This is a genomic window from Komagataeibacter sp. FNDCF1 (assembly GCF_021295335.1).
Classification (GTDB): Bacteria; Pseudomonadota; Alphaproteobacteria; order Acetobacterales; family Acetobacteraceae; genus Komagataeibacter.
In genome coordinates, this window is sequence record NZ_JAIWOT010000001.1 from 710,754 (window position 1) to 723,506 (window position 12,753).

At 60.8% G+C, this 12,753-nt stretch carries 20 protein-coding genes; 16 read left to right on the forward strand and 4 right to left on the reverse strand.

The genetic code is table 11. The features are described 5' to 3' along the window. The first annotated feature begins 3 nt into the window (after positions 1-3). The 10 genes from LDL32_RS03200 to LDL32_RS03240 all read left to right on the forward strand — a co-directional run bounded on the left by LDL32_RS03200 (position 4) and on the right by LDL32_RS03240 (position 6,950). Positions 4-1,128, forward strand: a complete 1,125-nt coding sequence (locus LDL32_RS03200; RefSeq protein ID WP_233064469.1) for a baseplate J/gp47 family protein — start codon at positions 4-6, stop codon at positions 1,126-1,128. After that, positions 1,121-1,747 (forward strand): hypothetical protein, encoded by a 627-nt coding sequence (locus LDL32_RS03205; RefSeq protein ID WP_233064470.1) that lies wholly within the window; start codon positions 1,121-1,123, stop codon positions 1,745-1,747. The genes LDL32_RS03200 and LDL32_RS03205 overlap by 8 nt, the downstream gene beginning before the upstream one ends. Then, on the forward strand, positions 1,747-3,321 hold the full coding sequence (locus tag LDL32_RS03210) for a hypothetical protein (RefSeq protein WP_233064472.1): 1,575 nt from the start codon (positions 1,747-1,749) through the stop codon (positions 3,319-3,321). The genes LDL32_RS03205 and LDL32_RS03210 overlap by 1 nt, the downstream gene beginning before the upstream one ends. A 9-nt stretch (positions 3,322-3,330) precedes the next feature. Continuing rightward, positions 3,331-3,822, forward strand: coding sequence for a hypothetical protein (locus LDL32_RS03215; protein WP_233064473.1), 492 nt, complete (start codon positions 3,331-3,333; stop codon positions 3,820-3,822). 61 nt (positions 3,823-3,883) lie between these two features. Further along, complete coding sequence (locus tag LDL32_RS03220) at positions 3,884-4,312, forward strand: hypothetical protein (protein WP_233064474.1); 429 nt, start codon at positions 3,884-3,886, stop codon at positions 4,310-4,312. Beyond that, a complete protein-coding gene (locus LDL32_RS03225; RefSeq protein ID WP_233064475.1) occupies positions 4,309-4,722 on the forward strand; it encodes a structural protein in 414 nt (137 codons plus the stop codon). The genes LDL32_RS03220 and LDL32_RS03225 overlap by 4 nt, the downstream gene beginning before the upstream one ends. Then, on the forward strand, positions 4,719-5,060 hold the full coding sequence (locus tag LDL32_RS03230; RefSeq protein WP_233064476.1) for a hypothetical protein: 342 nt from the start codon (positions 4,719-4,721) through the stop codon (positions 5,058-5,060). The genes LDL32_RS03225 and LDL32_RS03230 overlap by 4 nt, the downstream gene beginning before the upstream one ends. A gap of 146 nt (positions 5,061-5,206) precedes the next feature. Beyond that, positions 5,207-5,785: a hypothetical protein gene (locus LDL32_RS03235; RefSeq protein WP_233064477.1), complete on the forward strand. Its 579-nt coding sequence runs from the start codon at positions 5,207-5,209 to the stop codon at positions 5,783-5,785. After that, on the forward strand, positions 5,782-5,916 hold the full coding sequence (locus tag LDL32_RS17820; protein ID WP_255673774.1) for a hypothetical protein: 135 nt from the start codon (positions 5,782-5,784) through the stop codon (positions 5,914-5,916). Before LDL32_RS03235 ends, LDL32_RS17820 begins: the two co-directional genes overlap by 4 nt. A 230-nt stretch (positions 5,917-6,146) precedes the next feature. After that, a complete protein-coding gene (locus LDL32_RS03240) occupies positions 6,147-6,950 on the forward strand; it encodes an MgtC/SapB family protein (protein ID WP_233064478.1) in 804 nt (267 codons plus the stop codon). A 39-nt stretch (positions 6,951-6,989) separates the two neighbouring features. On the opposite strand, the gene LDL32_RS03245 is transcribed toward LDL32_RS03240, so the two are convergent. Then, positions 6,990-7,361, reverse strand: coding sequence for a DUF952 domain-containing protein (locus LDL32_RS03245; RefSeq protein WP_233064479.1), 372 nt, complete (start codon positions 7,359-7,361; stop codon positions 6,990-6,992). 175 nt (positions 7,362-7,536) lie between these two features. Here LDL32_RS03245 and LDL32_RS03250 point away from each other — a divergent pair, with 175 nt between their 5' ends. The 3 genes from LDL32_RS03250 to LDL32_RS03260 all read left to right on the forward strand — a co-directional run bounded on the left by LDL32_RS03250 (position 7,537) and on the right by LDL32_RS03260 (position 8,714). Next, a complete protein-coding gene (locus LDL32_RS03250; protein WP_233064481.1) occupies positions 7,537-7,812 on the forward strand; it encodes a hypothetical protein in 276 nt (91 codons plus the stop codon). A gap of 164 nt (positions 7,813-7,976) precedes the next feature. Further along, the gene (locus LDL32_RS03255) at positions 7,977-8,372 is read left to right on the forward strand and encodes a hypothetical protein (protein WP_233064483.1); all 396 of its coding nucleotides are present in this window, start codon (positions 7,977-7,979) and stop codon (positions 8,370-8,372) included. Between the two features lie 84 nt (positions 8,373-8,456). Further along, complete coding sequence (locus LDL32_RS03260; protein ID WP_233064485.1) at positions 8,457-8,714, forward strand: hypothetical protein; 258 nt, start codon at positions 8,457-8,459, stop codon at positions 8,712-8,714. 148 nt (positions 8,715-8,862) lie between these two features. Here LDL32_RS03260 and LDL32_RS03265 read toward each other — a convergent pair whose 3' ends face one another. Continuing rightward, positions 8,863-9,024: a hypothetical protein gene (locus LDL32_RS03265; protein WP_233064487.1), complete on the reverse strand. Its 162-nt coding sequence runs from the start codon at positions 9,022-9,024 to the stop codon at positions 8,863-8,865. Positions 9,025-9,349: 325 nt separating this feature from the next. On the opposite strand from LDL32_RS03265, the gene LDL32_RS03270 reads away from it, so the two are divergent. Then, entirely contained in the window at positions 9,350-9,784 is a 435-nt protein-coding gene (locus tag LDL32_RS03270; protein WP_233064489.1) for a hypothetical protein, read from the forward strand. A 102-nt stretch (positions 9,785-9,886) separates the two neighbouring features. Here LDL32_RS03270 and LDL32_RS03275 read toward each other — a convergent pair whose 3' ends face one another. Then, a complete protein-coding gene (locus LDL32_RS03275; protein ID WP_233064490.1) occupies positions 9,887-10,597 on the reverse strand; it encodes a sulfotransferase family 2 domain-containing protein in 711 nt (236 codons plus the stop codon). 182 nt (positions 10,598-10,779) lie between these two features. Here LDL32_RS03275 and LDL32_RS03280 point away from each other — a divergent pair, with 182 nt between their 5' ends. After that, positions 10,780-10,962, forward strand: coding sequence for a hypothetical protein (locus LDL32_RS03280; protein WP_233064492.1), 183 nt, complete (start codon positions 10,780-10,782; stop codon positions 10,960-10,962). A gap of 248 nt (positions 10,963-11,210) precedes the next feature. Continuing rightward, positions 11,211-11,999 carry an SDR family NAD(P)-dependent oxidoreductase gene (locus LDL32_RS03285; protein WP_233064493.1) on the forward strand — a complete coding sequence of 263 codons (789 nt, stop codon included), beginning with the start codon at positions 11,211-11,213 and terminating at the stop codon, positions 11,997-11,999. 317 nt (positions 12,000-12,316) lie between these two features. Here the strand turns inward: LDL32_RS03285 and LDL32_RS03290 are convergent, their stop codons facing one another. After that, the gene (locus tag LDL32_RS03290; protein WP_233064494.1) at positions 12,317-12,493 is read right to left on the reverse strand and encodes a hypothetical protein; all 177 of its coding nucleotides are present in this window, start codon (positions 12,491-12,493) and stop codon (positions 12,317-12,319) included. Positions 12,494-12,753 lie beyond the last annotated feature (260 nt).

A 12,753-nucleotide genomic window follows, 5' to 3' on the forward strand; every position in this document is an offset into this window, starting at 1 on the left:
CGCTTGGCCATCACCTTCCAGTCATTCAGGACCACGCTGGGCAACATGGTCGCAAGCGCACAGGGTGCGTGCCCGTCGCTGCTGGACCTCAATGTCGGCTCCCCCGGCCGCGCCATGCTCGAAGCGGTGGCGGGGCTGGGGCTGTGGTTCCAGTTCATTGCGCTGCAGGTCCTCTCGCGCACCCGGCTTGCCACGTCCATCGGGTCGGACGTGGACAGCTTCGTGGAGGATTTCGGCCTCACGCGCGAACCGGGTACGGCCGCCACCGGCACCGTCACCTTCACATCCTTCACACCCGCCAGCCAGTCGGCCACGATTGCCGTGGGCACCACGGCCAAGACCGCATCAAACCTGATCTATGATGTGGTAGAGGACAGCACGAACGCTGCATGGTCGGCAGCCGACAGCGCCTATGTCCGCCCGGCGGGCACGGCATCCGTCACGGTGCCGGTGCAATGCGAGGCAACCGGCACCACAGGCAACGTGGCGGCGGGCGCGATCTGCCTGCTGGGCACGGCCATATCCGGCATCGATACGGTCACCAACACCGCGGCCCTGACCAATGGCAGCGATGGCGAGACGGACGCTGCCCTGCGTGCGCGGTTCGTGGCCTACATCAACAGCCGGTCCAAGGCCACGATTGCCGCCATGGAAAACGCGGTGACCGATGTTTCCGCCGACCTGATCTACCAGGTGGTGGAGAACGTGGACACGTCCGGCGCCGCGCTGCCCGGCAACGTGGTGCTGTTTGTCGATGACGGGTCGGGCGACGTGTCCGACAGCGTGATCGATGCGGTCTATACGGCCGTTGATGCGGTGCGCCCGGCGGCGGTGTCCATTCAGGTGGTGCGCCCGGATGTGGTGCGGCCCGCCGTGGCCATGACCGTCAGCGTGGACGCCACGGGCGACCTTGCCACGGTGCAGGCCACGATCAGCACCAATGTCGCAACCTACCTGAACGGGTTGGCCATTGGCACCGCGGCCAGCTATTCGCGCCTGATCCAGATCGCCTATGCCGCCAGCACGTCCGTCACCAATGTGACCGGCGTGACCCTGGCCGGCGGGGTGGTGGACCTGCCCGCAACCATCGGCACGGCCTACCGGGCCGGGGCGGTGGCGTTTGGCTGACATATCGCAAAACGGGTTCGCCCTGCGCATCCGGCGCCTGCTGCCGACCGGGTGGTTTCTACCGCCACCCGCGACAGGCACCGCGGAACAGGCCCCGGTGCTCAATGCGCTGCTGCAGGGCTTTGGCAGCGTGTTCGCATGGATATGGGGCCTGCTGGCGGGAACGGCGGACCAGACCCGCCTGGCCACCATGTCCGGCGCCTTCTTGGACATGTTCGCCGCCGATTTCTTCGGCACCATGCTGACCCGCAACCCGGGCGAGAGTGATGACGCCTTCCGCACCCGTATCGAGGAAGCGCTGTTCCCCTCGCTGGGCACCCGGCCCGATGTGGTCAACACCATTGCCGATGAAGTGGGGCAGGCCGGGCGCGTGATCGAACCGCGCAACGCCACCGACTGCAAGGGGCTGGGCAGTCTGTCTGCGCCCGCCACTGGCGGTGGCTACGGCTATGGCGTGGCGGCCCTGCGCTATGGCTCGCGCGCAGCCCCTTTCCAGCTTTTTGCACAGTTGCCGACCGGCGACACGAACCCGCCCGCAACACAGACACTGGACCGCATTGCCGATGTGATGCCCGCAGGCACCATCGCATGGGTTCAGGACGTGGAGAACCCAGACTGATGGACAGGCAGATCGTCTACCCCGCCCAGATTCCGCTGGACAGTGACCAGTTGAACGCCCAGCGCAACGCCTATGTGGGCATCGGCCAGCTTGCGGCCATGGCTTACGGGTGGGCCACGGTTTCCGCCAGCGGCTTTGCCTGCACGCCGGGCAGCGGGCTGGTCGTGACCATCGCGCCGGGGTCGCTGCTGGCGCCCGGCGTAGTGGATGGCGCGGCCTATGGCACGCTGACGGCCGTAGGCAGCGCGCTTGTGCGGCAGTATATCAGCCGCGATCCCGTCACACTGGATGTGCCGGGGGCAGGGGCCACCTGCACCGTATATGTCACGCCCGCCACGGTGGACGCGGATGACACCGTCCTGCCGTTCTACAACGCCGCCGATCCGTCCGTGACCTATGCCGGGGCCGATAACAGCGGAAAGACAGCACCCACCGTGCGGCAGGACGTGGCGCAGATCGGCGTTGGCACATCCGTGCCCGATGGCGCGTATCCGCTATGGACCGTCACGGTCCCGGCCGGTGCCACGGCCATCACGGCAGACATGATCGCGCAGGCCGGTGGCGCACCGTTTTACGACACCATTCCCCAGTTGCAGGCCGCCAAGCAGGATGCCCTTGGGTTTGTGCCCGTGAATGGCCAGTGGGCGCTGGGAACGACTGCGTATCAGGTGCTTGGCCTGACCTACCTGATCAGCGCGCAGCGGCCGCAGTATTTCTATCAGGACGCAACGGGGGCGCAGCATGCGGGTGGCGCTCTGGCCCTGTATTCGGATGTTACAAGCGAGACCGAGCGTGCCGAAGATGTGGAGTCCGGTCTTGTTTCCGGTATCTGGGCAAAAGGAACTTCTGCCTATCAGATCACCGGCCTGACCTACCTGATCAGTTCCGCCCGCCCGCAGTTCTTCTATCAGGACGATAGCGGCAACCAGTACTCGGGAGGCCTGATTGCTCTTTATTCCGACGTGACGGCCGAACAGGCAGCGCGAGCTAGCGCCATTAGTGCTGAGGCCACGGCACGCGCGAACGCCGATGCCCAGCTTGTATCCGGCGTGTGGGCCAACGGTACGGGGCCGGGGCAGGTTCTGGGCATGACCTACAACCTGACTTTCGTCGGCGGTGCGCGCCCGCAGGTCTTCTACAACGACGCCAGCGACAACCAGCAGGTCATCGGGCTGGCCACCTATAACGATCTCTCCGGCTATGTCCCGAAGGGTGGTGTGCAGTACGGCCAAACGTGGGATGTGTGGACGCCTTCCGCCAATCAGGTCACGAACCTGACCCTGACATTCACATGCGCATCCGGCGGGCTGCTGATGATGTCGGCCGGCGTTTATCCGTTCAGCGCACAGCCCAGCAATGGCGGTTCCTCAAATACGGGATCGGATGTCAACCTGATCCTGGACGGCACCAGCGTGTATGACGACAACGTGCGCAGCGCCACGCATGAGGACGTGCCGCAACTGGTGGGCGCGGGCACGCATACCATCACCCTGCAGTATACGGCCAACACCGCCACGTCGGGATGGGTGAGCCAGCGCGCGAAACTGTCCTACTTCTTCATCCCGACCGAATGAGGCCGCGCCATGTCCACATCTGATACCATCCAGAATTACATCCTGTACCGGACGGCCGCATCCGGGTGGCAGGCGGTCGGCTATGTCATTGCCGCCATGCAGCTTACGGCGGAACAGGCGACCGGGGCGGGGACGGGTCTGGCCTACGTGCTGGACGCGGCGGGCAAATATCCGGCTGGAAGCCTCTATCCGGTACCCTCCACGGGGTATGCGCTCACCGGGCCATCCACGGCAACGGCTGGAACGGCCCTGACGCTGACCCTGACGCCCGACAATTACGGCCCGGACACGGCAACGGCGGTGACGCTTTCCGATGGTGGCGCGGGCGGCACATTCTCATCCGCCACGGTCACATTCGGCGCGGGCGTAAAGACCGCCCAGACCGTGACCTACACGCCGAAGGCGGCGGGCAGCGTCACCATCAGCGCCACGAACAGTGTCGGCCTGACCAACCCGTCGGCTCTTGCCATCACCGTCGGCGCGGCGGCTGCCACAACCTGACCGCCCCCACGATCCGCGCCTGCCAGACCGCCCGCGAGGCGGTTTTTTCATGAGAAGACGAATGAGCGAAACCACTACACTGACCCAAGGCGGCCCGGTCATGCCCCAGCGCTGCGCCACGATCGAGGATCTGGCCCGCGTGCGTGAGCGGCTGGCCAAGGTCGAGGGCGGCCACGACAACCTGCGCGACGGGCTGAGCACGCTGTCCCAGCAGTTTACCGACCTCAGGCGCGACCTGACGCAATCCGTATCCGACAACGCCGCCCAGACCCGGCGCGAGATCATGGAGCGCGTGGACGACATGACCGACACCGCCACCGAGCGTAACAACGAAATATCAGGCAGGCTGGCGCGCATCGAGGGCGGCCTGAAGCTGACCTCATGGGTCACCATGACCTTCATCGTGCTGGCCACCGGCCTGCTGGGCTGGGGGCAGATTGGCGATGCCGCGTGGTCGTTCTGCAAACGCGCGTTCGGGTATGCGTCATGAGCGCATACATTCCCCGCGGCATCCGCAACAACAATCCGGGCAACCTTGATTACGTGGGTCAGGCGGGCGCGCATCTGGAAACCGGCGTGGCGGAACCGCGCTTCGCGGCTTTTCCGACCATGGCAGACGGCATCCGCGCCCTGCGTGACCAGTTGCTGCGCTATGCCGAGCGCGGCCTGACCACGATTGCCTCCATCATCTCGGTCTATGCGCCTGCCACCGAGAACGTGACCAGCGCCTATATCGCCGGCCTGTGCCGCCAGATGGGCGTGCAGGCCGATGCCGTGCTGGACCTGCGCGATCCGGCCACCATGCTGGGGCTGATCGAGGGCATCGCCACCATGGAAAACGGGCCGGGGCATATCAGTCCGGTACAGATCAGGCAGGCGCTTGGGGGAGGGGATACATGAACACCACCGCAAAACTGGGCGGTCTCGGGGCCGCCATCGGGCTGCTGCTGACCGAAGTGCCGGAACAGTATGCGCTTTATGTCGCGCTGTTCATCATCGTATGCGCGGCGGCTACGGCGCTTGTCCCGCCGCCCCACACGGGAAGCCGGTGGGCCGTGGCCTATCAGGTCATGACCACCATCGGCCTGAACATCGGCTGGGCGGAAAACCACTTCAAGCCGGGGCAGTCGGGGGTGCGCGTGCCAGTTGCGGACAAGCCCGCAGCCAAGGCGGCGGTTTCGGCGGCCGGCATTCCGGTCCTGAACAGGAAGGGTCAGCCCGAGGCGCCATCGAAATAGGGAAGACAGCCCCAGCGCTTGGGTGGATGGCCGATGCAATCCGGGGCTGCATGATCAATCATACGCAACTTTAGGGCGATAATATGTCCTGAATTGCAACCCAAGGTAACCGCCCGCGAGGCGGTTTTTTTTATTGGAGCCACATCATGAACCCGAACCTTTCCCGCCGGTCCCTGCTGCGCGCCGGGGCCGGAACGCTGGCGGCTGGCCTGCTGGCAGCCTGCACGACCACCAAAAGCGGCACCACGACCACGATCACCCTGAACGTGGCCGAGGTCGTGGATTACGGCAACGCCATCCTGTCCTTCTCCAGCACGGCCATCAACGTGTCATTCGTGGCATCGGCCATGGGCACGGCCAATCTGGCGCTGGCTAACACGGTCATTGCCTCGCTTAAGTCCGCCCTGACCGCGTTCCAGTCAGCCGCAGGATCCAGCACGTCCGTCAGCTACGACAGCGCCAGCGTCAAGACGGCGTTCGACAGCATCCTGGCGGATATTGAGAAAGTGGACACGCTGATCATTTCCACCATCACCGGCACGGCGACCCGCCTGTCCAGCAACGTCGTATCCGAAGCCAAGACAGCGGCAGGGGCGGCAGCAACGCTGATTGATCTGCTCAAGGCCATGGTGGATGTATCCGGCCTGCGCCTGCGCAGTGCTGCACCCGTAGACCCGGATGCGGCCATCGGGCAGATTGCCGTATTCGTGACCACCATGCCATGAATACCTTTTTACAGGGTATGCTGGCTGGCGCCGGGGGTATGGTTGTACTGATCGGCCTGCTGGTGATCATTCCGCTCCGGCTACGGGCGTGGCTGCTTGCCACGCGGCAACACGACAGAGGCCTGTGCTGACGTAGCCACCATCGACATTCCACATGGGAACATTGCCTTTTCGGGCAGGACTGCAACCCCGGTGCCTGGTGGATGGCCGATCGCGACCGGGGCTGCCCTGAGTATTATAACCCACTTTGTGGCAATTGCATGGAGATCATGTAACAACAATCACGTCCCTGTTGCACATGCAGACGGATACCGCTGGTCTGTACACGCAACCGTACGGACACTGTACTGTTCTGGTATGCATGACCGCACCGCCAGAATTTACACATCCCGCCATGGGCGAGGGATGGCTCCAGCTAGGGGAACTGGCGCTGGCCTTCGTGCTATCGGCACTGGTGGGGCTGGAACGGGAGTTCCGGCAGAAAAGTGCCGGCCTGCGCACCTATACACTGGTGGGGGTGGCGTCCGCGCTGTTCATGCTGGTGTCCAAATACGGGTTCAACAATGTACTGGAGGCCGGGCAGGTAGTACTCGATCCCTCGCGCATTGCGGCACAGGTCGTGTCGGGTATCGGGTTTATTGGCGGTGGCGTGATTTTCATGCGGCGCGACGTGGTGCGGGGACTGACCACGGCGGCCTCCGTATGGCTTACGGCAGCATTGGGCATGGCATGTGGGGCCGGGCTGATCGCGCTGGCAGTCGCCACAACCGTTGGGCATTTCATTATCATGCTCGGCTTTCCGCGTCTGAGTCATCTGGTGCCGCGTGCCCATGCCGCACGTGCGGTAGGGGTCTTCATAACCTATCCTGATGGCCATGGCCTGTTACGCACCATCCTGAGCCGCTGCACGAAACTACGCTTTACCATTCACCGTGTGAAGGTAGAGCAGCCAGCCACCAACATTGATGACGACGTGCTGGCCGACCTGCGTGACCGACACCACAACACCACCGCCCAGCCCCCGGATCCCGCAGCCGCAGGCATGGTCACGCTGTTCATAAAGGTGCGGGGCAGACGGCCCATCTCCCACCTGGTAGCGGTCCTGTCAGCCATTGACGGTGTTGCCGGCGTGGAGACGGACGAGCCGGATAACGACCCCGAGTGAACCCGCCAGAAGCATGCTGGGTCCGAAGGTCTGTCCCTTTCAGCTTGCAAGACCTGAGATATTACCCGAAACCGGCAATCGTAATCCGTCCGTCTCGGTACGCACGACAGGACAGGCGGCGACCACCGCCTTCATGGGCAGGGTGGCATACAGATGGGGAAAAAGCTGTCCACCGCGTGACGGCTCCCACCGTACCAGCGCAGGGGCCAGCAGGTCCAGATCCACCGCAACCAGCATAAGCCCCTCGCGCCCCGCAAAATGCCGATCCAGCGTGCCCATCACCTGCTCACCCGTTGAAAGGTGAATGAATCCGTCCGCTACATCGGCGGGAGAGCCGGTAAATGTACCTGCATGGAGAAGATCCCCATATTCATCCGCACTCAGGATTTTGTAGGCGATATGTTCGGTCATGCTTGGCGTGTCCTGTTCTGTTTGCATGGCAAGCATAGGCGAGCCCTACATGACTTTCCAACCTTCTGGCGCGAACAGGACGGGCAAAGCGGTGGCCCATGCAGAGCGTGTTTGATCGCATAACTCTGTGGGCACAGATTAAGCCGTGTGCCAATGCAGCTCTGACAGACCAGCCATGAGCAACGCGCTGGTCCATGCCCGATATCAGCAGGATATGTGGAACGGCCGTGCATACCCTGTAACCATCAGGCTGACGCAACCGGAAAAAAAGACATATAATCTGGCGGCAAGATCCGTCAGTAGCCCTATGGGCATGATTTTGGTCATAAGCCACACAGATGCTCCAATGGAGAGCATGACAGACTATACGGCGCATGAAGCCTTACCTGAAATCAAGCCGGAACGAAAAGCAGCCGTGACGGCTGACGGCCGCCACATGCTACCGCTTTAACGCCATCATGGGGAGCGAGGAGGGGACTTTCTCATGGTCGGGACAGGGCAAGAGCAATTATGGGCTGGTCTTTGTCGGCGTGACGCGTCACCTTGATGAAAAGAGAGTCCCTTTTCCACACCGCGTGCGCGCGGGCCAGACAGAGAATAAGGCTTTGCATTGCGATGCGCCCCGATAACGACAACACCGGACCGGCGGTCCTGCATTTCCCACGCAGGAATATTTTCTCCCCCCCGGAGGCATCGGCCTATCTTGGTATCCGCCCGTTCCATCTGCGCATCATGAAATGGCTACGCTGCGGGCCGAAAGCCATTACCATCAACCGCCAGACAGTCTATACCGAGGAAGAACTGCGCAGCTTCCGCAACACGTTGATGAGCGCCGTGGGTGTAACCGAAAATGGTGGCACATATCGTGAACTGACGATAGGCGAACGGGCGTTTGTGACCGATCCGCTTATTACCCTACTTACACGCAACCTGATCTGGCGGCGTGCGATCCTGATCACGCTATGGAGCATGATGGGGCTGGGTATCGGCATTGACCTGATCCTGTTCTGACTCAACCCGTCATACCGTAACAAAAAAAGGGGCGCCCCGGCAGAGGCGCCCCCTTTTTATGCTGGCAGCAGATTACTGCTGGCCATGATCTTCATGGTGATCGCCGTGCTCATCGCCATGTTCGCCGTGTTCTTCATGGTGCTCACCATGTTCCTCACCGCGTTCCCCGCCATGTTCGTTACCGTCATGCCGGCCATGACCACCGTGGTGGCGGCCATGTTCGCCGTGACGCTGTTCGCCATTATTGTCTTCAGCGTGGGCAACGACCGGCAGGGACAGGCCAAGAGCAGCAGCAAAAAGAAGTGCTTTTTTCATGTAATTCATTTCCTCTTTATCAGCTGATTTTCTCAAATCAGGCTAACCTGTATATAATGTTTACCTGACACGAGAAAAGGCTTTGCCAAAATTTCATTTGTAACAGAATGCATCACAGGACTGTCCATGCGGCAATACCTGTGCGTGGCACAGATGCCCGACCCAGGCATCCGTCTCAGGTTTCATCATGGCGAAAGGCATCATCGGGTATGGCGTAGACCGCATCATGCGGACGGGCGTAGCCACGCCTGTTTCTCCACGCATGAATCAACGCTTCGCGCCATTCCTCATGCGGCTCTTTACGGGGTTTGGGGGTGGAATCGGATGTGACATTCATGATCCGGAAACCTCTTAAAAAGCCCGCACAAACGCAGGCACGCATTCTTAACAAATACCCTTCCATACAAGTGTGATGATTGTATGAATCTCTGTCGCCCTAAATTGAGCCAGACAGGATAGTGACACGGGAAAGGAATAAATACCTAATTCCGGAACTGAACTTTCATCGTGCAGTATATTGATGATCGTATTCCACTTTTCTCAACTATTTCGTATGGCAGGTTCATTATTTGTGCATGGCTGTTCCTGTTTGTAACAATGTTGGGGCTTACATTTTTGGTCATGAAGGGCAAGATTCATGAAGTCGAACCCAAGGAGACATCATGAAACGTTCAATCCTGTTTGCACTGGCGCTTGGCGCTTCCATGCCGCTTGCAGCGCACGCACAGTCCTTTGACAACAATCAGGGCGGCCACGGCCATCATGGCGGCGGTGAGCAGAATGGCGGCGGCTGGGGCGGTCGTGGCGGCGACAACCAGAATGGCGGCGGCGAGCGCGGTGGCCGTGGCGGTGAAGGCCAGAACGGCGGTGGCTGGGGTGGCCGTGGTGGCGACAACCAGAATGGCGGCGGTGAGCGCGGTGGCCATGGCGGTGAAGGCCAGAACGGCGGTGGCTGGGGTGGCCGTGGTGGCGACAACCAGAATGGCGGCGGTGAGCGCGGTGGCCGTGGTGGTGAAGGCCAGAACGGCGGTGGCTGGGGCGGCCATGGCGGCAGCGAACATGGCGGTCGCGGTGGCTGGAACAACAATTCCAACTGATACTGCCTGACAGGATCAAGGCCCGGCTGGTTCCGGGCCTTTTTTCTGTTCCATGCGTACCGATGGAACCTTGCGGGTAACCCGGCTGGCCAGATACGGCTGTCAGGCCCGGGACGGTAACGGCGTGGCGGAGCCTGCCATGCAGGATGCGATCAACGCATAATCCATATGATAGATCTGGCGAAGCCGCGCAATCTGGTCGAGGCGCAGCGTGGTTATGTCATCCGCCTTGGTTCCCCCGTTGATATGTCCGACAGGATTCGGCGTGTAACGGCGGACAAAGGCCTCTATGCCCATCATGTCATCAAGCATGAACAGATGGTTAACAGCCTGTTGACCATGCCGGTCGGTTACATACCACGCCTGTGGGCGGAAGATATGGTCGACCTCGTAAGGCAGGAGGGCACGGGCAATATGGTCTAGTGCTTCGTCAACACCACCAAAATTCATATAGGTGCTTCGAAAGCCGCGTGAGACGCTGCGCAGCGCGCTACCCCCGGCACGCGCATAACGGTAGGCTGACAGGAAGCGCTGCACGGGGTCACGCAATATGGCAAAGGATGGCAGACCCGCAAGCTGCGGCATGCGGCGGTTGAAATAGCGTATGGTCTCATGCCCCACATCCATGTCATAGAGGGCACGCGTCAGCGATGTGCCCGCGTTCTTGGGAATATGAATGAACAGCACGCCAGCCCTGCGCACCTGCTTCATCCGGCGCAGCCGCTTGGGGCCTGGCGGATAGGGAATATGCAGTTCCGCCAGCCGTTCATGCACGTCACTGGACATTTTTACACGAAGAACAGGCTGTAACATGGTTTGCATGCTATATTAATCACGCGGCAAATCTGGTCATAGTGTTTATAAATGTGACGAAATAAAGCAGGCCATTTCAGACTGTAATGCTCCCCCGTGCAAATTTCCGGTGGCTACCACCGGCAGTGCACATTAGGCTGCTCCTCTGGTAAGGCCAGCATGCAGGAAAGGAGAGGGGCAACATGATCAGGGACGACGAAGATGGTATCCTGACGGAGCAGGGGGTACTGATGGGTGAAATACGCTCCGATATGGAAAAACTTGGCACCATGCTGGAGGATAACGGACCGATTACCAATGCGTTGCGTACACAGGTATCCATGATAGCAGACAAGCTGGATGCGCTATCCGACCTCATGCGCTGATCCTGCCGCCAGTTTCATGGTCCCGTGCTGGTCCATGGCCATGTTCTGGTGGGTTCATGCCGCCGTCATCACATGGCTTTGAATGGATTTCTGGCGCTGCGGACCGACTTTTACGGTGTTCTTCCCGTTTTCCTGTAATTCGCCCGGTCGGGTGATGGGTCAGGACGCGCGGCTGTCTGCCGACAGGGGGGGCGTACAATGCCGCCGGTTTCTGGCCCCCGGATTTTTTATTTATGGAAAGAGAAACCATGCAGATCGACCTGACGGGCCGCACAGCCATTGTAACGGGTTCGACCGGGGGGATAGGACTGGCCATTGCCAAAGGGCTTGCCGAAAGCGGGGCGCAGGTTGTGGTCAATGGCAGGCGCGCGCCTGCGGTGGAAAAGGCGGTCCGTGCCGTGGCGGCATCGGGTACAGGGCAGGCCATGGGCTTTACGGGGGATCTGGGCACGGCGGAAGGCTGTGCGGCGCTGGTAGCGGCATACCCTTCCTGCGATATCCTGATCAACAACCTGGGTATTTATGAACCCGGTGATTTTTTTGAAACCCCCGACACGGACTGGACCCGGTTCTTTGAGGTCAATGTCATGTCCGGCGTGCGACTGTCGCGTGCGTATCTTCCCGGTATGGAAAAAACAGGATGGGGCCGGGTGGTGTTCATCTCCTCCGAATCGGCATTCAACATCCCGGTGGAAATGATTCATTACGGCTTCAGCAAGACAGCACAGGTTGCCATTGCACGGGGGCTTGCCAAGCGCATGGCGGGCACGAGGGTTACGGTCAATTCCGTGCTGCCGGGACCAACCCTGTCGGAAGGGCAGGCGGAAATGCTGAAGCCCGAACAGGAAAAAACCGGCCATTCCCTGGAGCAGCTTGCAGCGGCATTCACCATGGAGCACCGCCCCGGTTCCATTATCCGCCGCGCCGCCACGGTGGAGGAAGTGGCGAACATGGTGGTCTACCTGTCATCTCCACAGGCTTCTGCCACAACCGGGGCGGCAGTGCGGGTCGATGGTGGTGTGCTGGACACGATCTGACCTGTGCCATGCACTGAGATCATACGAGCCTAAAATCTATTTTTCTTGAACTATTATATGATTTTTAGGAATATTTTCCATAAGCCCTTTCCATCGCGACGAAAATACATGATCGTCGCGATGGCAGCCCCGCTCCTGATCGACCATCCATCCTGAAGGAGTGGGGCTGTCCCCATCGCTTGCGGTATATGATCCGCTGGATGGAAACGACCACGCATAGACCGGGGTCGCTCCAACCGCTCCCGTGCTTCACACCGGATACACACGGTAGGCGACATGTTTCATCAACCGGATATCCCGGGCTTCGGGAAGGGGTGTCAGGAGATGCCTTGTCCCGATTGCCTGTCTTCCGGTTCACCATCCGAATCAAGCATCTGCAGCAGGCTGTCGGGCAACTGTTCATGCAGGACCGACCCGAACCGGTCATGGAGGCCACGCTTCAGCCATCGGCCGAACATATCCCTGCCTTCCTGAAAATCGGGGTCGTCGCTCATTTCTACATACTCCCCCTTCCATCATGCCCAGCCCTGCTGGTACTCCCGTGCCCACACAGGCATACGGCCGCCTGTAGCAGGCAACCATGCCTTCACGTATGAAGAAACGCGGTTATCATCGGCTATGTCAGATCTGGTGGGCCTCAGGGCTTTAATCCATGTCCACCAATGGCTTCCTGCTCACGTCCATTCCATCGGCATCCGCATGGCGCGGGTAAACCGGACCTGCCAACTCGATGGCTGGCAGAGGAGCGACATCA

Bases quoted from the DNA above. Each gene is read 5' to 3' on its own strand.
- LDL32_RS03230 (WP_233064476.1), top strand. From the start codon at position 4,719: ATGAACACCACCGCAAAACTGGGCGGTCTCGGGGCCGCCATCGGGCTG.
- LDL32_RS03260 (WP_233064485.1), top strand. From the start codon at position 8,457: ATGATCTTCATGGTGATCGCCGTGCTCATCGCCATGTTCGCCGTGTTC.
- LDL32_RS03235 (WP_233064477.1), top strand. From the start codon at position 5,207: ATGAACCCGAACCTTTCCCGCCGGTCCCTGCTGCGCGCCGGGGCCGGA.
- LDL32_RS03250 (WP_233064481.1), top strand. From the start codon at position 7,537: ATGAGCAACGCGCTGGTCCATGCCCGATATCAGCAGGATATGTGGAAC.
- LDL32_RS03245 (WP_233064479.1), bottom strand. From the start codon at position 7,361: ATGACCGAACATATCGCCTACAAAATCCTGAGTGCGGATGAATATGGG.
- LDL32_RS03275 (WP_233064490.1), bottom strand. From the start codon at position 10,597: ATGTTACAGCCTGTTCTTCGTGTAAAAATGTCCAGTGACGTGCATGAA.
- LDL32_RS03240 (WP_233064478.1), top strand. From the start codon at position 6,147: ATGACCGCACCGCCAGAATTTACACATCCCGCCATGGGCGAGGGATGG.
- LDL32_RS03220 (WP_233064474.1), top strand. From the start codon at position 3,884: ATGAGCGAAACCACTACACTGACCCAAGGCGGCCCGGTCATGCCCCAG.
- LDL32_RS03265 (WP_233064487.1), bottom strand. From the start codon at position 9,024: ATGAATGTCACATCCGATTCCACCCCCAAACCCCGTAAAGAGCCGCAT.
- LDL32_RS03285 (WP_233064493.1), top strand. From the start codon at position 11,211: ATGCAGATCGACCTGACGGGCCGCACAGCCATTGTAACGGGTTCGACC.
- LDL32_RS03280 (WP_233064492.1), top strand. From the start codon at position 10,780: ATGATCAGGGACGACGAAGATGGTATCCTGACGGAGCAGGGGGTACTG.
- LDL32_RS03290 (WP_233064494.1), bottom strand. From the start codon at position 12,493: ATGAGCGACGACCCCGATTTTCAGGAAGGCAGGGATATGTTCGGCCGA.
- LDL32_RS03270 (WP_233064489.1), top strand. From the start codon at position 9,350: ATGAAACGTTCAATCCTGTTTGCACTGGCGCTTGGCGCTTCCATGCCG.
- LDL32_RS17820 (WP_255673774.1), top strand. From the start codon at position 5,782: ATGAATACCTTTTTACAGGGTATGCTGGCTGGCGCCGGGGGTATGGTT.
- LDL32_RS03215 (WP_233064473.1), top strand. From the start codon at position 3,331: ATGTCCACATCTGATACCATCCAGAATTACATCCTGTACCGGACGGCC.
- LDL32_RS03210 (WP_233064472.1), top strand. From the start codon at position 1,747: ATGGACAGGCAGATCGTCTACCCCGCCCAGATTCCGCTGGACAGTGAC.
- LDL32_RS03225 (WP_233064475.1), top strand. From the start codon at position 4,309: ATGAGCGCATACATTCCCCGCGGCATCCGCAACAACAATCCGGGCAAC.
- LDL32_RS03255 (WP_233064483.1), top strand. From the start codon at position 7,977: ATGCGCCCCGATAACGACAACACCGGACCGGCGGTCCTGCATTTCCCA.